The 21,563-nt window shown below is 50.7% G+C and carries 23 protein-coding genes; 12 read left to right on the forward strand and 11 right to left on the reverse strand.

Features of this window, described 5'->3' with window-relative positions; translation table 11 throughout:
- Positions 1–135: 135 nt before the first annotated feature.
- From xapA to A8O29_RS19840, 5 genes are all read left to right on the forward strand, one after another.
- Positions 136–969: a xanthosine phosphorylase gene (gene xapA / locus A8O29_RS19820; protein ID WP_125355107.1), complete on the forward strand. Its 834-nt coding sequence runs from the start codon at positions 136–138 to the stop codon at positions 967–969.
- A 45-nt stretch (positions 970–1,014) separates the two neighbouring features.
- Positions 1,015–2,214, forward strand: coding sequence for an MFS transporter TsgA (gene tsgA, locus A8O29_RS19825; RefSeq protein WP_125355108.1), 1,200 nt, complete (start codon positions 1,015–1,017; stop codon positions 2,212–2,214).
- Positions 2,215–2,270: 56 nt separating this feature from the next.
- Positions 2,271–3,191, forward strand: a complete 921-nt coding sequence (locus tag A8O29_RS19830) for a LysR family transcriptional regulator (RefSeq protein WP_125355109.1) — start codon at positions 2,271–2,273, stop codon at positions 3,189–3,191.
- Positions 3,192–3,261: 70 nt separating this feature from the next.
- Positions 3,262–5,139 (forward strand): potassium transporter Kup, encoded by a 1,878-nt coding sequence (locus A8O29_RS19835; RefSeq protein ID WP_420854032.1) that lies wholly within the window; start codon positions 3,262–3,264, stop codon positions 5,137–5,139.
- Between the two features lie 45 nt (positions 5,140–5,184).
- Entirely contained in the window at positions 5,185–6,465 is a 1,281-nt protein-coding gene (locus A8O29_RS19840) for a DUF445 domain-containing protein (protein ID WP_125355111.1), read from the forward strand.
- 97 nt (positions 6,466–6,562) lie between these two features.
- Here A8O29_RS19840 and A8O29_RS19845 read toward each other — a convergent pair whose 3' ends face one another.
- The 4 genes from A8O29_RS19845 to A8O29_RS19860 form a co-directional block, all read right to left on the reverse strand.
- Complete coding sequence (locus A8O29_RS19845; protein WP_125355112.1) at positions 6,563–7,636, reverse strand: DUF2955 domain-containing protein; 1,074 nt, start codon at positions 7,634–7,636, stop codon at positions 6,563–6,565.
- Positions 7,626–8,693, reverse strand: a complete 1,068-nt coding sequence (locus tag A8O29_RS19850) for an HlyD family secretion protein (protein WP_125355113.1) — start codon at positions 8,691–8,693, stop codon at positions 7,626–7,628. Before A8O29_RS19850 ends, A8O29_RS19845 begins: the two co-directional genes overlap by 11 nt.
- Before the next feature lie 11 nt (positions 8,694–8,704).
- Positions 8,705–9,163 (reverse strand): MarR family transcriptional regulator, encoded by a 459-nt coding sequence (locus A8O29_RS19855; protein ID WP_125355114.1) that lies wholly within the window; start codon positions 9,161–9,163, stop codon positions 8,705–8,707.
- A gap of 121 nt (positions 9,164–9,284) precedes the next feature.
- Positions 9,285–9,446 carry a DUF1127 domain-containing protein gene (locus A8O29_RS19860; protein ID WP_125355115.1) on the reverse strand — a complete coding sequence of 54 codons (162 nt, stop codon included), beginning with the start codon at positions 9,444–9,446 and terminating at the stop codon, positions 9,285–9,287.
- A gap of 178 nt (positions 9,447–9,624) precedes the next feature.
- Between A8O29_RS19860 and A8O29_RS19865 the strand changes: the two genes are divergently transcribed.
- From A8O29_RS19865 to A8O29_RS19885, 6 genes are all read left to right on the forward strand, one after another.
- Positions 9,625–11,037 (forward strand): aminotransferase-like domain-containing protein, encoded by a 1,413-nt coding sequence (locus A8O29_RS19865; RefSeq protein ID WP_125355116.1) that lies wholly within the window; start codon positions 9,625–9,627, stop codon positions 11,035–11,037.
- Positions 11,038–11,137: 100 nt separating this feature from the next.
- Positions 11,138–11,524: a VOC family protein gene (locus A8O29_RS19870; RefSeq protein ID WP_125355117.1), complete on the forward strand. Its 387-nt coding sequence runs from the start codon at positions 11,138–11,140 to the stop codon at positions 11,522–11,524.
- A gap of 135 nt (positions 11,525–11,659) precedes the next feature.
- Positions 11,660–12,256 (forward strand): DUF3300 domain-containing protein, encoded by a 597-nt coding sequence (locus A8O29_RS19875; protein WP_217448708.1) that lies wholly within the window; start codon positions 11,660–11,662, stop codon positions 12,254–12,256.
- 496 nt (positions 12,257–12,752) lie between these two features.
- Entirely contained in the window at positions 12,753–13,436 is a 684-nt protein-coding gene (locus A8O29_RS19880; RefSeq protein ID WP_125355119.1) for a hypothetical protein, read from the forward strand.
- Positions 13,429–13,776 carry a hypothetical protein gene (locus A8O29_RS22900; RefSeq protein ID WP_125355120.1) on the forward strand — a complete coding sequence of 116 codons (348 nt, stop codon included), beginning with the start codon at positions 13,429–13,431 and terminating at the stop codon, positions 13,774–13,776. Before A8O29_RS19880 ends, A8O29_RS22900 begins: the two co-directional genes overlap by 8 nt.
- Before the next feature lie 2 nt (positions 13,777–13,778).
- Positions 13,779–14,258 (forward strand): Hcp family type VI secretion system effector, encoded by a 480-nt coding sequence (locus A8O29_RS19885; RefSeq protein ID WP_125355121.1) that lies wholly within the window; start codon positions 13,779–13,781, stop codon positions 14,256–14,258.
- 407 nt (positions 14,259–14,665) lie between these two features.
- Here A8O29_RS19885 and fos read toward each other — a convergent pair whose 3' ends face one another.
- The 5 genes from fos to A8O29_RS19910 form a co-directional block, all read right to left on the reverse strand.
- Positions 14,666–15,070, reverse strand: a complete 405-nt coding sequence (gene fos, locus A8O29_RS19890) for a fosfomycin resistance glutathione transferase (protein WP_125355122.1) — start codon at positions 15,068–15,070, stop codon at positions 14,666–14,668.
- An 80-nt stretch (positions 15,071–15,150) separates the two neighbouring features.
- Positions 15,151–15,636, reverse strand: a complete 486-nt coding sequence (locus A8O29_RS19895; protein WP_125355123.1) for an Hcp family type VI secretion system effector — start codon at positions 15,634–15,636, stop codon at positions 15,151–15,153.
- 21 nt (positions 15,637–15,657) lie between these two features.
- Positions 15,658–15,984, reverse strand: coding sequence for a DUF1493 family protein (locus A8O29_RS19900; protein WP_125355124.1), 327 nt, complete (start codon positions 15,982–15,984; stop codon positions 15,658–15,660).
- The gene (locus tag A8O29_RS19905; protein WP_125355125.1) at positions 15,978–16,436 is read right to left on the reverse strand and encodes an STM2901 family protein; all 459 of its coding nucleotides are present in this window, start codon (positions 16,434–16,436) and stop codon (positions 15,978–15,980) included. Before A8O29_RS19905 ends, A8O29_RS19900 begins: the two co-directional genes overlap by 7 nt.
- A gap of 142 nt (positions 16,437–16,578) precedes the next feature.
- The gene (locus tag A8O29_RS19910) at positions 16,579–16,842 is read right to left on the reverse strand and encodes a helix-turn-helix domain-containing protein (protein ID WP_125355126.1); all 264 of its coding nucleotides are present in this window, start codon (positions 16,840–16,842) and stop codon (positions 16,579–16,581) included.
- Positions 16,843–16,965: 123 nt separating this feature from the next.
- On the opposite strand from A8O29_RS19910, the gene A8O29_RS19915 reads away from it, so the two are divergent.
- Complete coding sequence (locus A8O29_RS19915) at positions 16,966–17,220, forward strand: helix-turn-helix transcriptional regulator (RefSeq protein WP_125355127.1); 255 nt, start codon at positions 16,966–16,968, stop codon at positions 17,218–17,220.
- An 85-nt stretch (positions 17,221–17,305) separates the two neighbouring features.
- Here the strand turns inward: A8O29_RS19915 and A8O29_RS19920 are convergent, their stop codons facing one another.
- On the reverse strand, positions 17,306–18,205 hold the full coding sequence (locus tag A8O29_RS19920) for a phosphoadenosine phosphosulfate reductase domain-containing protein (RefSeq protein WP_174081403.1): 900 nt from the start codon (positions 18,203–18,205) through the stop codon (positions 17,306–17,308).
- 17 nt (positions 18,206–18,222) lie between these two features.
- On the reverse strand, positions 18,223–21,561 hold the full coding sequence (locus tag A8O29_RS19925; RefSeq protein WP_125355105.1) for a hypothetical protein: 3,339 nt from the start codon (positions 21,559–21,561) through the stop codon (positions 18,223–18,225).
- Between the last annotated feature and the right edge of the window lie 2 nt (positions 21,562–21,563).

Consider the following 21,563-nt stretch of genomic DNA (forward strand, 5'->3'; position numbering starts at 1 on the left):
GAAATTCCGTTGAGCGGCCTGGTTTTCACACTGAATCATTCGTAAAACACTATCAATATCCCCTTTTATCCAATTGGATTCCCCATCGTTCACTCCACAGAATGAGCAGATACCTAACGCATTCAGGAGTTTTTTATGTCTCATTCCGTGATTAACGACACCCCTTACGAAGCCGTGGAAATCCTCAAGGCTGCGAAGCCTGGTTTTACACCGCGCATCGCGTTTATCCTCGGTTCTGGCCTCGGCGTGCTGGCCGATAAGCTTGATAACAAAACCGTTATCTCATACGAAAAACTGCCGGGCTTCCCGGTCAGCACTGTGATTGGGCACGCGGGTGAAGTGGTGATGGGCTCGCTGCACGGCGTGGACCTCATCTGCATGAAGGGTCGCGGGCACTTCTACGAAGGCGTCGGGATGGGCATCATGACCCACGCGGTGCGCACCTTTAAGCTGCTCGGCTGTGAATTTATGTTCTGCACCAACGCGGCGGGCTCGCTCAACCCGAATATTCCCGCCGGAAGCCTGGTAGCGCTGAACGACCACATCAACACCATGCCGTCTACGCCACTGGTTGGCCCGAACGACGATCGCTTTGGCCCGCGTTTCTTTAGCCTCGCCAACGCCTATGACAAAGAGCTGCGCGCGAAACTCCAGCACACCGCCGGTGATTTGGGCCTGACGCTACATGAAGGCGTTTTCGTTTCCTATCCAGGACCCAACTTCGAGACCGCAGCCGAAATCCGCATGATGCAAAACATGGGCGGCGATGTGGTTGGCATGTCTGTGGTGCCGGAAGTTATCGTGGCGCGCCATTGCGGCCTGAAAGTGCTGGCAGTATCAGCGATCACCAACATGGCGGAAGGCCTGAGCGACGTGGAGCTGTCTCACGAACAAACCCTGAAATGCGCGGCGATGGTCACCGATGATTTTATTCGCCTGATTAGCCAGTTCGTGAAGAACTGCCGCTAAGTTCCCGTCCAACGGCGGGCGCGTTGCCCGCCAGGAGAAATGCAGATGTCAGAAAATTATTCTCGCGGCAGTCTGAATGCGATTTCGTATCTGAGCTATTACTTCGTCGGCGCGCTGGTCTCGACGCTCGGCATTGTCCTCGGCCCGTTGTGCGCCGCATTCAACAAAGATCCGAGCTTTATCGGCCAGGTCTTTACGCTGATGAACATCGGTATGTTCGTGCCGATCATGCTCGGCGGGATCCTGATGAAAAAATGGGGGCTGCAAAAGCCGCTGGTGATCGCCGCCGCGCTGACCATCCTGATCAGCGCCCTGCTGTTCGTCACCCCGACGCTGACCATGTTTAGCGTGGCGGTCGCCATCATCGGCGCTTGCGGCGGTATCTTTATGACCATCGGCAGCTATCTGGTAGTTCGCATCAATCCGGACGAAAAAAGCCGTTCGTCGAGCCTGATTTTCACTGACTTCTTCTTCAGCCTGGCGGGTGCCACGCTCTCATTCCTGCTGGCATGGCTGTTTAAAATGGGGGCGAGCTGGATAGCGATGTACGGCATTATGGGCGGCCTCGGCGTGCTGATGTTGATCCTGACGTTACGCAGCCGTTATCCGGCTACCGAAGCGCCGGTCGAAACGCATCAAGAAATGACCCGCAGCGAGCCCTGGGGCCGTTCGGTGTGGCTGCTGTGCGGCGCGCTGTTCCTGTTCCTGCTGGCCGAACCGATTTTTACCCTGTGGACGCCGGGCTATTTGCAGTGGCGTTTCCAGCTACTGCCAGAGCAGGCGGCGCTGTATACCACCGTCTATTGGGTGGCGAAAGCGACTGGGCTGTTCCTCAACCAGTTCACCGTGAAATGGATGAAGCTGCGTACGTTCCTGCTGATCTGTACCGCCGTCGGCCTGGGCTCGATAGCGCTGATCGGCAACAGCACCAATACAACGCTGATTTTGATTGCCTGCGGGGCGTTCGGCTTCTTTAACTCCGGGTTGTTCTCCGGCCTGATGAGCTACGGAACGTTGCAGGTCAGCCGCAGTTCACCGACGCTGATCTCCGCCTTACTGACCTGCGGCACCGTCGGCACGCTGCTGTTCGCCACCGTCTCGTCACTGGTCAACAGCCGTTATGGCCTGCACGGCGCGGTAAATGCCTCAACCTGCGCCTACGCGCTGTTGCTGGTGACGCTGCTGGCGGCCATCGCCTGTAGCAAAGCGGAAAGCCTGCATCAGGGCGAGGCGGTCGCGGTTTGACAGCCTTTCGGGAGGGTTGCATCATACCGCCCTCCTCCTTCTTTTCGGTGCCCGGCATGCTCGATCCACAGGCCAACAGCCGCGTTCGTTTTCGGATGCTGCGCTACTTCCAGACCCTCGCCGACGAGCTGCATTTTGGCCGCGCTGCCGCAAAGCTGAACATCTCCCAGCCGCCGCTCAGTATGCAAATCAAAGAGCTGGAGGAGATCCTCGGCGTGGCGTTGTTTGAGCGCTCCAGCCGTAAAGTCGCGTTGACCCACGCCGGAAAAGTGCTGAAAGCGGAAGTCGACAGACTCCTCAGTGCCACCGAACAATCGCTGAATTACGTGCGCCAGATTGGCCGCAGCGAGAAACAGCACATCAACATTGGCGTGATCGGTAGCGCGATGTGGGGCCCACTGCTGACGCGCATGAAGGCGTTTCGCGAAGCCAATCCGGAGGTGAACTGGTCGCTGCATGAGTTGGGCCAGCAGGAACAAACCGAAGCGCTGCGCGCACGAACCATCGATATCGCCATTAACCGCAACGTTATCCCGCACGTAGAAGCGAAGATCCGCTGCCAGCTATTCGCCCGGGAAGCGGTTTGCGTGGCGGTGCATGAGAGCGATCCGCTGTGCGCTCGCGCCACGATTTCCCTGAAAGATCTGGCCGATCGCGCCTTTATCTCGCTCTCCTTCAACCGCAGCGATTTCGCCCGTCAGGTGTATGACAATTGTCTGGATCTGGGCGTGTCGCCGCTGATCACCCATCAGGTTTTTGAGCCACAAACCGCGCTGGCGCTGGTCAGCACTGGAAACGGCGTGTCACTGCTGCCCGAATCTTGCGCGCTGATCCACTGGCCCGGCGTTGCTTTTTTGCGACTCGAAGAGTCGATCCCCGCCGATCTCTATGCGCTGTGGTACGACGAACCGTTGCCGGATCTTTTCGTCCGCTTTTTACAGGCGCTGCGCGACGAATCAGCGTCCCCCGCCGTGTGACGCATTATTCAGGGCTATAGTGTAAAAAGGTCACATTCACCCACAGGATGTTTTCATGGACCAGACGGCACTGGCGACGGAAAACGACACGGCACAAAAATCCCCTAACGCACTGCTGCTGGCAGGCAGCGCACTCGGCGTGGTGTTCGGCGATATCGGCACCAGCCCGCTGTATACCCTCAAAACCGTCATCCTGCTTTCCGGCAGTAGCCCGACACCGGGCATCATTCTCGGCCTGCTGTCGCTGATTATCTGGACGCTGATCCTCGTCACCTCGATAAAATACGCGGCCTTCGCAATGCGCATTGCTAACCGTGGCGAAGGCGGGATCATGGCGCTGATGTCACTGTTGCAGCACAACGGTAAAGGCCGGACGCTGATCATCTTTGCCGGACTGCTCGGCGCGGCGCTGATATACGGCGACGGGGCCATCACCCCGGCGATCTCCGTCCTGTCGGCGCTCGAGGGGTTGCACATCGTATTCCCCGAAGCCCAGCATCTGATTTTACCGGGCACCGTGGCGATCCTGGTGGCGCTGTTTGCCATTCAGCCTTTTGGCACGGCCAAAATCGGCATCGTGTTCGGCCCAATCATGATGCTGTGGTTCCTGGTGATTGCCGGGTTGGGCATCTGGGGGATAACCCAGCATCCGGCTGTGCTGATGGCGATTAACCCGTATTACGGCGTGCATTTTTTGCTGTCGCACGGATTCGTCAGTTTTCTGGTGCTTGGCGGGGTGTTCCTGTGCGTGACGGGAGCGGAAGCGCTGTACGCCGACATGGGCCATTTCGGTAAAAAACCCATCTGGATAGCGTGGTTTGGCCTGGTGTTCCCGAGCCTGCTGCTGAACTATGCCGGGCAGTCGGCGTTGCTGCTGTCCGGCGGGGATATCTCGCACAACATCTTCTTTCGCCTGTGTCCGCCCGCGCTGCAAATCCCGCTGGTGATCCTCGCCACGCTCGCCACAATCATTGCCAGCCAGGCCATTATTACCGGTGCCTTTTCGATGACGCGCCAGACTATTCAGCTCGGCTGGCTGCCGCGTCTGCGGATCAAACAGACGGCAGAAGATAACTACGGCCAGATTTACATCGGCATCGTCAACTGGCTGCTGATGGTGGCGACGGTGTTCCTCGCGGTATTCTTCCGCTCGTCCGATAACCTCGCCGCCGCGTACGGCATCGCGGTGTCGTTAACTATGCTGATGACCTCCGGCCTGCTGTACGTCGCCATGCGGCGGATTTGGCACTGGAACCGCACCGCCAGCGCGCTGGCCGCCCTGCTGTTCCTGACCATCGATACCTGTTTCCTGATTGCCAACCTGATTAAGGTGCTGGAAGGCGGTTATATTCCGCTGCTGCTGGCCGCCGTGATTTGCTGCGTGATGGTTATCTGGCATCGCGGTCACACCGCCACGCTGCGGGCGCTGAACGATACCGGCATGGACACAGCGACCTTTTTCGACAAACTTCGCGAGAGCGATATCCCCCGCGGACCGGGCGCGGCGGTGTTTTTAACCCGCTCGCAAAGCGGTGTTCCGCCGGTAATGCGCTGGCACGTGATACGCAATCGCGCATTGCAGCAGCAGGTCATGGCCTTGACCGTTACCATTCTCAACGTGCCGCACATTGCCAATGTGAACCGGCTGGTGATCCGCAAAGCCGCGCCCGGCTACTGGCGCGCGGTAGCCTATTACGGTTTTATGGAACATCCGAACATCCCGGCATTACAGTACGACATCAAGAAGCGAAACTGCCCGTTTGAACTGGCCGACGCCACCTACTATTTGGGCCATGAAATGCTGGTCGGACGCGAAGACGGACAAGGTATCGCCCAATGGCAGCGCCGCTGTTTCGCGTTCATGGTCCGCAACTGCACGCACGCCACGCACTATTACAAACTGCCCGGCGATCAGGTGGTGGAGATTAGCCGCCGGGTGGCGATTTAATGCCAGGCTTTGCACTTCACCGCCGTCCCGCTCTATGCTTACAGCATGGATAAATTAGCTGAACTCAAACGCGCCAAACTTCTGGCGCTCTCATTGCTGCTCATTGCGGCAGCCATTTTCGTGACCACGCTGTTTCTGCCCCCTGCACGTTGGGTCAGCGCGTTGAAAGCCATTTCCGAGGCGGCGATGGTCGGCGCGCTGGCAGACTGGTTCGCGGTCGTCGCGCTGTTTCGTCGCGTACCGCTGCCCTTCATTTCTCGTCATACGGCGATTATTCCGCGCAATAAAGACCGAATCGGTGACAATCTTGGCCATTTCGTGCAGGAAAAGTTTCTCGACACTCAGTCGCTGGTGAACTTAATCCAGAAGCATGAACCGGCGTTGATGATGGGTAACTGGTTCAGCCAGCCCGAAAACGCCCAGCGTGTGGGGCAACATCTGATTAAGGTGATGGGCGGTTTTCTCGAGCTGGCCGATGATTCGCGCATTCAGGGCCTGCTTAAACGCGCGGTGCATAAGGCGATTGATAAGGTCGATTTAACCGGCACTAGCGCGGTGATGCTGGAAAGCATGACCAAAAACAATCGTCATCAGAAGCTGCTCGATGCGCTGATTGCGCAGCTGATAGCCCTGCTCCAGCGCGACAGCAGCCGTGAATTTATCGCCCGACAAATCATTCACTGGCTGGAGAAAGAGCACCCGCTGAAAGCCAAAATCCTGCCGACCGAATGGCTCGGCGAACACAGCGCCGAGATGGTCACCGAGGCGGTAAATACACTGCTGGACGATGTCAGCCAGGACAGCGCGCATCAGGTGCGCCACGCGTTTGATAAAGCGGTGAGAAAGCTTATCGACAACCTGAAAACCGATCCGGAGATGGCCGAGAAGGCGGAGAACATCAAGCGCTACCTGAAAGACGACGAAGCGTTTAACCGTTATCTGGGGGAAATGTGGGCCGATCTGCGTCAGTGGCTGAAGAACGATCTGCAAACGGAGGATTCGCGCACGCAGAAGCGGATTGCGGAAGCCGGAATGTGGCTCGGTGAAGCGCTGGTGAATGACGGCGCGCTGCGAGCCTCGCTCAACGGGCACCTCGAACAGGCTGCACGCCGGGTGGCGCCTGACTTCGCCAAATTCCTCACCCGTCATATCAGCGACACGGTGAAAAGCTGGGACGCGCGGGATATGTCGCATCAGATTGAGCTGAACATCGGCAAGGATCTGCAGTTTATCCGCATCAACGGCACGCTGGTTGGCGGCACGATTGGCCTGATTTTATGGCTGTTGTCGCAGCTCCCGGCGCTGGTGATGCCGTTGATTCATTAACGCTGTGCCCGGCGGCGCTACGCTTGCCGGGCCTACAAAACCGTAGGCCCGATAAGCGCCAGCGCCATCGGGCAAAAAACGCTTACCGGTCTGCGACTCACGCATTCGGGTTGTTCACCACGAACCGCGTGGCGGCGAAGCGGTTGAGGATCAGGTGCACCAGAAACACCATCGTTAGCGTGAACAGCAGCGACACCGTGACCGACACCACGCGATAAAGATCGCTGAACACCAGATCCTGTTCAGGATGGAGGTTCTGCCCAAACATGATCCCGATGGTGGTGATGCTGGCAAAGCCGACGCCTGCTCCCACCTTTTCCATTACGTGCAGACGGGCGCTGAACGCCAGCCCGAGGCCAATCAACGGCATCATCAGCAGCATATGGCTGCTGTGATCGTAGAGGATCAGCTGCACCAGCAGAATATACAAGCAGGCCAGCACTACGCCCACCACGCGCCAGAGCGAGCTCAGCACCGCCCCGCGATAATGCATCGGAAACAGGATCAGGATCCCCGCCATCAGCGCCGACAGTGAATCACTGAGATCGCAGACCTGGAAAATCACAAAGATAGCCGTCGCCACGGTGCCAGAGAGCAGTGACTCATGGCGCACGCGCGCGGCATTCTTTTCAATGCGCGGTGGCGGCTGGCGCGGTTCGACGTCGGGTAGCAGAAAGTGCATCAACGCGCTCAGGCAAACTGCCATCACGCTGGCTTCCAAATTGGACGACAGCAGCGTGTGCCAGCTGTTGGCGGGGTAGCTCATAAAATTGAGCATCACGCTCTGGCACACTACGCCCATCGAGCCAAACAGAAATAGCGGCCCCTGACTCATAAAGCGAAAACGCATCACGTAAAGCCCAAACACCACCAGCGTCATGATGAGGGGCCATTGCGCCAGATAGCCGATGATCAGCACCATTTCGACACAGTTCAGCGCCGCACTGAAAATAAACTGCGTCGCCACATGGCGGTTAAAGACCGGCACCAGCGACAGCAACATCACCGGGTAAACCACAAAAAACACGCCGTACTGCACGTTGTAGAACGTGGAAATGCTCAGCGCAATCATCCCCGCGAAGACAATGCGCAGCGTCTGGCGAAAATCATTGGCGCTGTAAACGATGTTGTCGTGCGGGGTAAAAACCCGCGCCAGGGTGTTAATAGACATAGTGCAGCCAACTTACGAGGTGGATTTGCAGGCCAGAGAAAAATCGGGCCAGCACACCTTCGCTGTTATAAAGCTGCACCGTGGCCCGCGCGCCGGTTGGCAGCGCTTTATCGATCGGTTCATCGAGCGCCACGTGAATGCGCATCCGCTGGGCATCGCGCACCCAACGGTTGGACTCTTCCGGCTGCGAAAGCTGTCCACTGACGGCTTCCTGCCCGGCCAAAATCCCGGCATCGCTGCTGGTCACGTGGGCGCGGAAAACCTTGCCCGGCAGTGCGTCAAAGACCACCGCGGCATCGGTTCCGGGCTGCGTATGGCGCAGACTTTTTTCGCGGAAGTCCGCCACGATATCGGTCTCGTCGTTCACCACCGCCAGCAGCGCGGTGCCCGCCGAAGCATACAGCCCGGGGCTTAACTGCAAGTTACTGACGGTGCCCGCCGCTTCCGCGCGGATTTTCGTCCAGCCCAAATCGAGCTGCGCCTCTTCCAGCGCGTTGCGGTATTTTTGCAGCGTGACGTTACGATCGTCGTGGCGTTCACCGCGCTGGATCTGCAGATTATGGATGCTTGCGGTGAGTGAACTCACCGACTGTTCGCTGTTTTGCCACGCGGTGCGGACGTTATCGAGGTCCTGCTGCGACACGTTTTGCATCGTCGCCAGCCGCTGATAACGACTCAGCGTCGCCTGATTATTGCGGGCGGTGATTTGCGCGGTTTTGAGATTGGCCTGCTGGGCGGCGATTTGCGCATCCAGCTGCTGGTTGGAGAGTTTCGCCTGTTCGAGCGCGATCTGCGCCGCCTGCACCTTGTTGATAAACGGCGTCGGGTCCAGCTCATACAGAAGATCGCCTTTTTTCACCGGGCTGTTGTTGTGCACGTAGACGTGGGCCACATAGCCGGAAACGCGCGATGACACCGGGGTCACCACGCGCATGACGGTAGAATCCGGCGTGAGCGGGATCCAGATATCCGCCACGATGAAATAGACAAACATCAGCAGGAAAGAGGCAATACTCACCCTTACCCAGCGGGCAAATTTTTGTTCGGGGCTCATCATTTTTTTAGGTCTTATTTAATGTCGTCGCGGATGTTCCGCATATTGCAGGCGAGTTGGTTAAGCGTGTTGCTGAAGGCGTCCATGACATCGGCAGGAATGTTTTCTGTCACCCGCTGTTGGCAGGTTTCGATCACGTGGGTCAGCCGCTTGAGCACGGCACGGCCTTTCGGCGTGAGCATTAACAGACGGCAGCGTTTGTCGTACGGCGATATCGTACGCAGCAGATAGCCCTGTTCCTCGAGATGCACCAGCGTGCGCATCAGCGGAGGCAGTTCAATGCCCTGCACTTCCGCCAGCTCGCTGGTTGAGACGTTATCGCCCAGTTGTTGTAACTGCATCAGCGTGGTCCAGCTGGACTGCGTCAGGCCGGTGTCGGTTATCGCATTGTCGATAATGGCCCGCCATTGGCGCACCACCATCGCCATGCGCATCCCCATCGGGCGGCAGGCGAACAAAGCATCTTCAGTCATGAGGTCTCCTTAACAACGCAGGAGCAGATTAATACTTACCCTGATAAGTATCAAGAAACGTCTTAACGAAAGAGCATGGAATGCGAAATAAAAAACCCGGCGCTCAGGCCGGGTGAAGCAATCAATAATCCTCGCGTCGCAGCCCCACGTCCTTCAGCTGCGCGTCGCTGAGTCGATCCAGTGCCCGACGCGTTTTCCAGATACGCCAGTGTTGTCGCAGCCAGCGGCCGATCACTATGTAGATTTGAAATGGCGCTTTCGCGCGATTCTCATGAAATTCCATCCTGCACCTCCTCACGCTGTCAATAACGCTATTTTCGCCGGGAGGTGGGTTAACAATACAGATTCAAATTGTACTTTTATTTAACATACAGATCCGCTAAAACGGTATCTGCACGGCGTTTTTTACGCCTATCTGTACTGGTTTTGCCATCTGTATGGCATCAAATGGGGATACAGCAATGACGCGTTACCAGCATCTGGCGAATCTGCTCGCCGAACGGATCGAACAGGGGCTGTACCGTCATGGCGAGAAATTACCGTCCGTGCGCGCGCTCAGTCAGGAACACGGCGTCAGTATCAGCACCGTACAGCAAGCCTATCAGACGCTGGAAACGCTCCAGCTGATCACCCCGCAGCCGCGCTCTGGCTATTTTATCGCACCGCGTAAAGCGCAGCCGCCGGTACCGGCGATGTCGCGTCCGGTGCAGCGCCCGGTGGATGTGACTCATTGGGATCAGATCCTGACCATGCTGGATGCGCGCCACGATAAATCGATCATCCCGTTTGGCGGCGGATCGCCGGATATCACCCAGCCGAGTCTGAAGCCGCTCTGGCGCGAGATGACGCGTCTGGTGCAGCATCATGCCACCGATATCTTCAGCTATGACGAACTCGCCGGCCGCCGTGAACTGCGTGAACAAATCGCCCGCCTGATGCTCGACGGCGAAGCGGTGGTCAGTGCCGACGACATTATCATCACCAGCGGCTGCCACGCGGCGCTGGCGATTGCCCTGCTGGCGGTGTGCAAACCGGGCGATATCGTCGCCATTGAATCACCGTCGTTTTACGGCACCATGCAATTGCTGCGCGGTTTCGACATTAAGGCGATCGAGATCCCGACCGATCCCCAAACCGGGATCAGCGTCGAAGCCCTGGAAATGGCGCTGGAACAGTGGCCGATCAAAGGGGTGATCCTGGTGCCGAACTGCAACAATCCACTCGGGTTTATCATGCCGGATGCGCGTAAACGTGCGGTGCTGGCACTGGCCCAGCGCCACGATATCGTGATTTTCGAAGACGATGTTTACGGCGAACTGGCGAACGACTACCCCCGCCCACGCACCATAAAATCCTGGGATATCGATGGCCGCGTGCTGCTGTGCAGCTCCTTCACCAAAACCATCGCCCCTGGCCTGCGCGTAGGCTGGATTGTGCCGGGCCGCTATCACGACCGGGTGCTGCACATGAAATACGCCGCCACCGGCACCAACGTGCCGACGACACAACTGGCGGTCGCGGCTTTCGTGCGCGAGGGGCATTATCACCGCCACATGCGGCGTGTGCGCCAGATTTATCACAGCAATATGGAAACCTACACCTGCTGGCTGCGTCAGTATTTTCCATGCGGAATTTGCGTCACCCGGCCCGAAGGCGGCTTTATGCTGTGGGTCGAGCTGCCTGAAATGGTCGACATGGTGTGCGTCGCGAAACAGCTGTGCGAGCTAAAAATCCAGGTGGCGCCGGGTACGCTGTTTTCCGCTTCCGGCAAGTACCGCAACTGCCTGCGCATCAACTGCGCCCTGCCAACCACCGAGAAACACCGTGAAGTAATGGAAAAACTCGGGGAAGCCATTCATCTGGCGATGGAATAAGGGTCGAGTGACCGCCGGGATCACAACCTGAGCCGTGCAAGGTTTGAGTCGAGGAGTTGTCGCGGCATACTCGGGTAAACAAGGAATGATGGAGACAAAAATGAAGATTGCACACGTGGCACTATGGACCCGGGACCTGGACGCGCAGGCCGCATTCTGGCAGCGGTATTTCGACGGTTCGCCGAATGAGAAATACTTCAGTAAAAATCGTCCGGGATTTGCCTCTTATTTCATTACCCTGGCAGACGGCCCAACGATTGAGCTGATGACGCTGCCAGAATTGCCTGACGCCCCGGACAACCGCGAGTTTTGCGGCTGGGCGCACATCGCGCTGAACGTCGGCGATAAACAGGCGGTGGATGCGCTGTCGGCGAAAGCGAAAGAAGAAGGCATTCTGAAAAGCGGCCCGCGTATGACCGGCGACGGTTATTACGAAGCGATCATCCTCGACCCGGATGGCAACATGATTGAGATTGTGGCGGGCTGACCGATACGTTCCTCGCGACAGCGACTCTCTTCCCGAACGCCCAAAAGTCTCAAATAAAACCAATGATCCGTTGAGCCTCAAGGGCAGATCGAGTTCCATAGCACCTGATGATTTCTTTTTGACCTGGTGCTTATGATGAACAACCGTTTTGCATTATGCAGCGTGCTGGCGTTAATCCTGCTGCTGGCGGGTTGCGACCAGAAAGCCCCCCACACTCCACCACCGACGCGGCAGTACGGTACGCCGGTGTTTATCCAAAATCCGGTTATCGGCGCCGATGAACTCTATTCGCTGGTTTCCCCGATTGCGCTGTTTCCTGACAGCCTGCTGGCACAGGTGCTGGCGGCCAGTACTGCGCCCAATGACGTGGCGGTGAAATCCCTGGCCGCATTCCCGGACGTGCTGGAGCAGATGGTTAACAATCCCCAATGGACGAAATTCCTTGGCGTGGCCTATACCCGTCAGCCGCAGGACGTGATGAACGCGGTGCAAATTCTGCGTGCCAGAGCGCAGCAGAACGGTGCCCTCAAAACCTCGCCGCAACTGCGGGTGCAGTCGACCCCGGCATCGGCGACGGCGAGCGTCGGGAAAGCGGTTCCCGCTCCCGCGCAAACCATCACCATCCAACCGGCGCAGCCTGGCGTGGTTTACGTGCCGGTGTATCCGCTAACGGTGTATGGCAAGCCGCGCGTGATTTACTACCCAGGCTACGTACCGCCGCCGTCTAAATAGCGGGGGGCTTTTTGCCCGGTGGCGGTGTGATTACCGGGCTTTTGTTGTTTGGTCTGCTACCTAACAATTTTTCAGTTCCTCAAACCTTACTTTTACCCTAAGGCTGGTGTTAGGTTAAGAGTAGACGAACTGGAGGCGGGGATGATGGCGGCAGAAGCTAATATTGTTATTCATTAACATCACTGTAAAATGTTAATTCTCACCCTCTAATCCAATTATCATATTTCTCTTATTAATTCACCCAACTAATATTTAATGTAAAAAAATAACCCGAACAAATAACTCATTTCATACGAACACTGTATCTCCCGCCTTTTATTAATGATGAATTATAGAACCAAGCCATTTAAAAATATATTCAGTAACAATTGGACAATTGCCATGCCAATCAAAGCCTATACTATTTTTGCTGCGCTATATCGGAAAGCCTGCTTCAAGTAAAAAAGGAGCAGAGGGATGTGAGTTCTCAGTCATCGAGTTTGGTTAAGGGAATGCCATGGCAGATATTGAAGGTATAGCAAGAAGAATTTACGACATCGTTATTTCTCCTGATACAGTTACAGGACTTATCAATGGAGGTTTATCCGTTCCTTTAGATTATGGGTATCTGATTTACGGAATCTTTGATACGGATACAAGGTATGAGCGTGAAACAGAAAAAATACGCATGATGAATGCCATAAGACACGATATATTTAATTATGAAAGTATCGTCAATGCAGTCAAAATGATCCTCCAGTTATTTAATACCTATATGGATGAATCTGAGCAAGATAAAATATACAGTTCTGTTACTACATCAATCGTGGGTAGGTTATCCACGAATATAATTGCCGCCAATATCGCTAAAGTAGTTATAGAGAAAACCTCATTTACTTATGTCGTTTTTAAAGGAAAAGGTAATCCTATCGCTTTTTTAAGTACTGTCCTTCTGTTTGGTGGAATGGCAGAACGCTCCATCCGGACATCCGACAGCCTCGGTGCAGAAACCCCAGAGATATACGAATTATTAAGACCACGCGACTACGACCTACTTTACTTTCTTTTTGCAGATGCAATACAACCTTTTGTCGATGCTATCCACGCAGGCCATACGGAGGGTAAACCCGTGTTTAATAAAATAATGAAAAGAGTAGAGGAACATTTAAACATGAATAATACGATGGGAATATATGATTAAACTCATTTCTCCGATAACATCTACAATAATTTGCACCTATGTTATTGCCATATCCTTAATTTGTCTAAATGAATTCGACACATGGCAGGATAAAATAATAGCGGTGACTATCACCATAGGAAGCACCTACATCATTGTGCTTGTATTGAATAAATTTTTACCCACCAAGTTAAATTTATTAGTGGGTATTTTCAATTTATTATCAGGCCCACTATTAATTATAGGTATTTTTTCTTGTTTAGCGTGGCTTGATCCATGGCCATTCAAGATTATTGGAATGACCTTATGGATACTCGTAATGTTTAATTTACCCTCCTTTATAAATAGAGATAAGGAATAATCATGTCAAATCCAGCATATCTTTGGTTAACCGATGCAAATGGCTCCCCTATAATCGGTAATTCTTTAGTGACAGGACGTATTGGTGCTATTGAATTAAAAGCGGTAACGCACCACATGTCCATCCCTGTTGATGGGAATACAGGCAGATTGACAGGGACCCGTGTACATACCCCCATTACTATTCAAAAGGACTTCGATAAAACAACCACGATTTTGTACAAGGCTTTAAGTGAAAGCCAAACTTTGAAATCAGCAACAATTAAGATGTATCAAATTCTTGAAGCCGGCATTGAAAGTGAATATTTCAATATAATTTTAGAAAACGTAAAAGTGACAGGCATTACTCCAAATTTATTCCCTGATTCTGGCACTGGAACTCACAGTGAAATTATTCAGTTAAGATATGAATCCATCACCTGGAAGCATTGCGACGGGAATATTATTTATAAGGACTCATGGAATCATAGAGCAACAGCATGATGCCTTATGGTGTCTTTTATTCAACCACCAAGCCTTCCTGAATAACTATAAAACACCCTGTATGCAGCACTTAATAAATAAAAAATAAAGCCGCTCGCGATGAGTGGCTTTCGCAACATACAACCGATTATTTGATCTATCGTTTGCGGTGTTTTCCATTGCAGCGATCGCTAAATGGCCAAATCTTTTGATAAGAATGGACGCGCCAGCCGTGCGCTCTTTGCCATGCTGTATCAGACGGATAAAACTTGAGGGCGAAAGAGCAACTCGACGGTCTTCACCACATCGTATTCATCTGCAAAAAAGGATGGGTCGGGAACCGGGAGACAGGCATTGACCTGGTGCAGGGATATTTGACGGGCAAGCCTGCACCGCTTGAGAGGCTGGGGCGAAGTGAAGCGCACTATTTAGTCAAAAAATACCATCCCGGAATAAGGTTTTTCACGACAGGCCGCCAGGCGCTGGGCTAAATCACCGACGTGGATTTCCAGTTGATGACCGTCCGGGTCAAGAAAGTAGAACGACTCCCCTTCGCTTTTGTTGTTTTTCCACACCGCTGCGCCCTGCGCTTTAAGACGTGCCACTAACCCCGCAAATTCAGACGCGACAATGCTAAAGGCATAGTGGGTGTAATCACGCTTTTCCGTTACCGCCGCGTCAACCGACAGGCAAAGCCATAGATCACCGCAGCTAAAATACGCGCCGTTATCCCAGCGGGCATGCAGCCGTAGCCCCAACTGCTGCTGATAAAAATCAACACTGCGGGCAAGGTCGGTGACGGCAAGGGTCAGGTGGTTCAGGCCAGTGAGCATGGAGAGGTTATCCGTAATGAGGTCGGGGAAGAGAGAGTAGCATTGCTCCACGTTACGGGCGGGGAGGATGTCCCCTGTATTCAGGCGGTAGGACGTTCGTTCCAGGCATCATGCGCTAACAAATTGCCGTCTTTGTACAGATGGGTGATTTTTTCGTAGTTCATGGCGACGTCTTCCATGTGTCCCGTTCCTGGACAGCCGCGCGTGTCGTGCATCACCGGGCTGACGTTAATCACTTTCACGCTCTCCAGGGTTATCCGGTAATACTCCACCTCTTGCCCCGCGTCGTTGATGTGATAGAACCTGAACTCAGCAGACTTTAGCGTCTGGCCCGTCGCTGCGGCTTTGAACAGATACGGCGAGGCGCTATCCAGCTCTTTGGTAAACTGGAACGGCGCATGCTGACGCGTGCCGGTTACTTTCCCGGTCATGGGATCGGTGGGGATAGTGATACTGTGGTGCAAGCCGCGTAATTCAATACTCCCTTCGCGGTCTGTCACATCGGAAGCACCGCGGATTGTCGCCCCGCCGTCATCGGTCAAAAATAAGTGAACAGGTACAGCCATAATTAAGCTCCTTGCGAGTGATTAGTCGTATAACCATTTCCCGGCTTTTGCTGATTCGATTAGCATGCCGATGGTGAAATCAGGTACATCGACGATGTGTTTCTTAAATGGATTCCACGAGAATTCCACTTCGGGGTAATACGTTTCCAGCTTGAAATTCCCCAGGTCGACATTGAATTCTGTGAAAAACGCGTTCATTAACTCTTCGACTTCATCAACGTCCAACCGAACATCAAAGTAAATACAAGATTCTGCGGTATAGGTTTTGTATTTCTTTTTCCTGAACATGTACACGCCGCTGAAGGACGTAACGAGGGCAATTACCCGCTGTTCGATATCGTCTACCATAACTTATCGCTGCCTCGGGCTATCGCGTTGTAATCACGTACTGAGCAGTAAGCGATTTGGGATACATCTGCGGCCAGAATGACCTCACCGATTAGGGGAATCGTTCGGGCTACGAATGAACTCACTTTGCGTACCATCCTTCGTTCGACGGTCCAAGGTGTATAACCGCCTATCCACGTTGGCATTTCAATGCCAAAAGGAAACATCGTATTTTTGAGCAGACCTCTGACACGCTTGGAAACTCTCGATGTGCCAGGGATTGCATTTATTGGTTTTGCGCGAGTGACCTGATTGTTTACACCGCTATAGAGAGCAGCAACGGCAGCAATATCTTTAACACCAAAATGATCTGCCGTCGTCATTACGAACACCATAAAAAAAAGCTCTGTTGCCGTCAGGTTAGAGCGTCCTGCATAAAAGTATGTCCCATTGAGTTCCTCTACCGTATCCACTTTCAGTCCCTTGCTGATCCTTTGTGGAACGCAATCATAGCGGCGGATTAAATGACAATATGAGATCTAACTCTCTGAATTAAAAGAACGGAGATTTTATTTTCGCTTAATAAAACCTCCCGACAAATATAATTACTGGAACTTATTTATTCATCCCACGAATTAATTTACGGCGATCTATTAATTTTCCGTTGTCATCGTAATAACGGCTTGGCCAGATGAAACAGGGCTCAACACCTAACGCATCGGCAATCAAACACTCACCTTTCGGCCATGGCCGGTTAAGCGCATTCGCCAGCGTGGAAGAGCTTAAACCGCTTTGGCGGGACAACGCCGCCAGCGACGAGTTGCGCTTACGCAATTGCGCAATGATATCAGCTGGATGCATATCAGTTCTTTTCTGCATATTCACTCCCTTGAGTTAAAGACAAGTACATATTCTCGACACAAATACTAAGCATAACTTAGTACATTTTCAACGATCAGCTACCAGAATCATGATTCTGTTTCCAGACTTTTCAGGATCATCATGTTGCCGCATCGGTTAAAAGAAGCGCGTTTAAGAGCAGGTCTTTCACAACAAAAGTTAGGCATTCTTGCGGGTATCGACGAAGCCACTGCTAGCGCACGGATGAACCAATACGAAAGAGGCATCCATACCCCGGAATTTGCTTTGGCGTGCAAACTTGCTGAAGTGCTGAATGTGCCAGCCTGTTACTTTTATACGGTTGAGGATGATTTGGCAGAGGTGGTGATGGGGTGGTTTGGAAAGTCGATTATATAAGAAAGAAATGAGGACAAAGTCCTCATTTCAACGTTATGGAAAAATCACTTCCTGTTCTCAGTTTTGACATGTACACATCTTGTTCTCATTTATAACAAGTAATGCATGCACCGCCACCTTCTTCGAGATCATAGATAGCATCCATATCTAATGTATCAATTAGCATAGACTCATCAACCATCGCATGCATACCTAAACGACGCTTTCTCTCACGCTCTTTCTTCTTTTTAAATCGTTCAAGAACTTTTTCATGATTAGCCTTAATTTGTTCGATGCGTGCCGGGTCTTCGAGTGTTTCCAGAGGTTCATTCGGACCCATCCAGAAAAAGGTTTCACCATTAGCACTAGTCTCAGCGCGCTTTTCATAAGACTTTGCCTCTTCAAACGCGTCCGGATGACGTTCCATTAAACGTACCCATTCAATTTTACGTTGGAAAAAACAAAAGGTACAACCAGACCTAGAACGCCAGTCGTAGTACTTTGGAAGCCCAAGGCCAGCACTATCAAGAATATCCAAGACACCTTGTTTTTTAATACCATCATCTGCAAAGGGTAATTTTATTGTGAGATATTGTTGATTCTCATTCGGACGATAGCCATCACGCCATGGTTCATCCGCACGGATGCCTACATATGAAATTACTTCATAGCCATCATCAAGAAAGGGTTTAATCCATTTCTCAAAAGGCTCTAGTTTCATTCGAATGGTGCACCACCGCTGCTGCCCCGCAGGCAAAAAATTGTTGTGTTGTTTTAACCAATAATCAAAGCCTTTCTTGTCATTGATATGAAGGATTGGTTTTCCAAGCACAATTTCAAGCTGCTCAAGATAATCATATACTTCAGGTAGTTCCTTACCTGTATCCGTGAAGAAATACTCGATATCTAGCTCAGGGTAATTTCTGGCCATGTAAACTGCAAGTGCTGCACTATCTTTCCCGCCTGATAATCCGAGTACATGTTTTACTTTTTTCAAATTACTCATGAGTAATACCTCTTCATTTAACCCTGAGCTTCCAGCGTTTCTTTCAGTATATGCTGCAAAACATGAATTCTCTCGAACTCATCAAGACCTTGCAATTGTACCTCAACTGCAGTGCGTGTAGAGACAAGTTTGTCCTCATCAACTAGTCGGATTTCTTTTTTATACGATTGCAATTTTCCATCATCGCCTTCTAATACTAGGGAAACTAGCTTTGTTTTATGGCCAAGAGAACAAACGCTTGAATTTTCAGATTGTGATTTTACTACACTTAAAAAATCCTGGGAAAAGTCACTTATTTTATTAGAGGCAGTAAGTAATAAACCTTCATTCCAATTTTGCTTACCACGACCAATCACAATCTGAATGATGCTCTCAAGCCATTCTGACAATCCTGTTTCGCTTTTGGCAAGTTCTCTTGCAAATGCTTTCAACCGAATATCCCCAGATTTTTGCTCAACGGCAAGGCACATCTGATTAAGTTCCTGACCGCTCTCAGGGAAAATTGCTTTTACCTTATCCTTAATATTAGTAAGCATTTGTTCGTGTTTATCACGTAAAATCTTGAAGCTGTCTGCAAGGATATCAATCCTTTCATTATGAGAAAATTTATTTTTTGGATCGATAATATTGACTAAATCATTCATAAGTAAGGAATGAGGATCATTCGCTTGTAAGAAAAGATCACGAACATTTAGAACAAGTTTATTCTTCAACACATCCCCCTCAACGAAGGAATGTGCATTCTTAACCCACTGAGGTAAGTTATGGACAATTGTTACAAGTGGAGTTGCAACAGCTAATATATTATTCAGAACCTGCCGGTTGGATTCCGTTGCTGCAAATACAGCTAGTTTTTGCAACCAACCGAGATCTTCTTTAGCGAGTTCTATGTGTTTAACTGCTATTTCATGCGGCGATCTAATTAACTTATGTACATAATCAACATCCGGCTCTGCAATAAAAGCAAAATCACCATGCAGATCTTTCTCATAATAGGCGATATCTTGGCCTTGCGATTTTAGAAAAGCCAATAAGAAAATTAGAATTACACCTTGAGTAAGGCCGTATGGAGGCTGAGACCATACATCTATAATTTTAGATAATGGCACTTTTGAGTCTTTGCTCTTTTTTATAAGCGCCAAAGCCTCGGAAAATATAGCGTCTAACTCAGGGGCTAAATCTTTCGTGAACCAATGACAGCCATTTTCACCAACTGCGGAGTGGATATCAGTTTTCCTCAAGCAACTAATATACATCGACATTTCAGGTGGAAATCCCTCAATACCAAGATTCTCTTCGACTTCATGGTTTAACATCGCTTCAAGCAATTTTTTAAGGGCTGATACAGCAGTACCTGACAATTTATTGCGATTGACAAGTTCATTTTTAATCTGAGGAGTACGAGAAAATATTTGATCTGCCGCATATGAAGTGATTTGGCTCAAGGATTTATTTGTGAAAACCTTGCCATCATAATACCAATCTGCATTATTGAATGCTGAATGTATAGCCTCTGCTAAAGCATTTTGGCTATTCTGCTTACGACCTTCATATTCTTTCTGTGCAACTTTATCATGCTGAAGGATTCTACCAATTTCTTTATCAGATTTTATCAACTCTAAGGCATAACATTCTCGAGCTAACACATGGATATCCTGCGCATTTTTAGCACAAGAGACGATGGTCCTTTTATTTTTTTTGCTCATCTCAATCAGGGATTGATCAGTCTCATAACTTAGAAGCAAAGCAAAACGCGAAAACCCACCATTTCCTATAGGAAGCCATAGTGTTTCATCAGTAATACTGGAAAGTATTTTCTTTTCAGCCCAACGTAATGTCCCAAATGTATGATAATGTCCTTTTGCAATCACTTGCTCGCTAAAGCTAATGTAAGAAATTGCTTCATCTGTGTCCTGCAATTGTTCCATTTTATTCTCGATTAGAGCGGGGATATCGAGATCTGATCCTTCAAATACAACCCAAGAAGAGATATGTTTACGATAGATTATGCAAGATTTTTCCTTTAGCAATTCAAGGTAAAGATTAAGTTCATCTTTATCGGCTACTTCGGTTGCAGTAAGGAGCAGAGATTCGGACGCCGTTAAGTTAGCTGGTCGGCCAAATAATGTAATCAATGCAATTGTTTTTAAAATAGATATAGCTTTTGATGGAAGATCTTTTTGCTTTGCAATACGGATTGATTCTGTCGCAGCAGCCCAAGCATGACCATCCGGCGAACTTAGAATAGTATGCTCGAGATTTGCTTCTAGATAGTCCCACAGGTCTATTAAATCATAGCGAGCATTAAGATCTATTGAATTTTTAAGAAATAGTTGGAAGCTATGCTGCTCATGCGAGTTAAGAAAGCTAAAAGTACTACGCTCATTTTGGCTAAATCGACGTTTTGATAGCGGCCCTAAAAGTAATGCGGTTAAAGGGTGTATTGGGATACATTGCAATAATCGGGATCTTAGCTGCTCTTTACGCTCAAAACTATCATTAAGAGCTTCAAGTACTGATGCGACATATTCATCAGAAGTATTAACTACACCATGCCTAACAATCGACTTACCAATAAGAGCGACTGTCTCATCCGTCGATACATTATACAATATATCATTATACCGCCCCTGGATTTTTCCCCATTCTTCTTGGAGTTTAGTTCCTCGGCCTTTGGCATATTCTGAAAAAGCCTGATGTAATAGACCAAGAAAAATGACAGGGGTATCGATACGCCCAAGAATTTCAGCAATATCCTGAAATAAATGTAGATCGCCTTTATTTTTATTTATAAATTCGAGGCTTTTTCCCATTTCATCAGCGATAACTAAAACGCCATCAACATATTGTCGTACTTCAGAAAATAACGAGCTCCAAATTTCGATAAGTTGAGAGTCGCTATTAATTTTTAAACGATTATATTTCTCGAATAAAAATTTAGTATTAGGATGTTCATCTAATGCAACAAGAGTGGCTTGCCAAAATGCCTCTAAAGGACCATTGACACCGCCAACTGAGCGAATCTGTAACCAGCCTTTACTGAAATCAACACTCTTGGTTAATAGCTCTGTAGTGTCAGAGTTAATTACCTCCAACGCAGCTGATCGAATTGCAGGCTCTGAATGCAAAAGGCCCGTAAGAAGCAGGGCAATTGTAGATTTACCCGAACCATAGGGACCTGTAAGGGTATAGGCACGTTGTCCTGACTGAGCATATTGTCTAATCAGTGTCTCGAGAGTTGTTTGAGCAGTGCCGTGATAAACAAGGCCAGAAAAAAAATCAACACTGAGATCGCTATTAACGCGCGTTGAGCGTTGATGCCGTGTTGCAATTGAGTAGTAATTTGTAAGATTCATTA

The sequence above is a fragment of the Scandinavium goeteborgense genome (genome assembly GCF_003935895.2).
GTDB classification, from domain to species: domain Bacteria; phylum Pseudomonadota; class Gammaproteobacteria; order Enterobacterales; family Enterobacteriaceae; genus Scandinavium; species Scandinavium goeteborgense.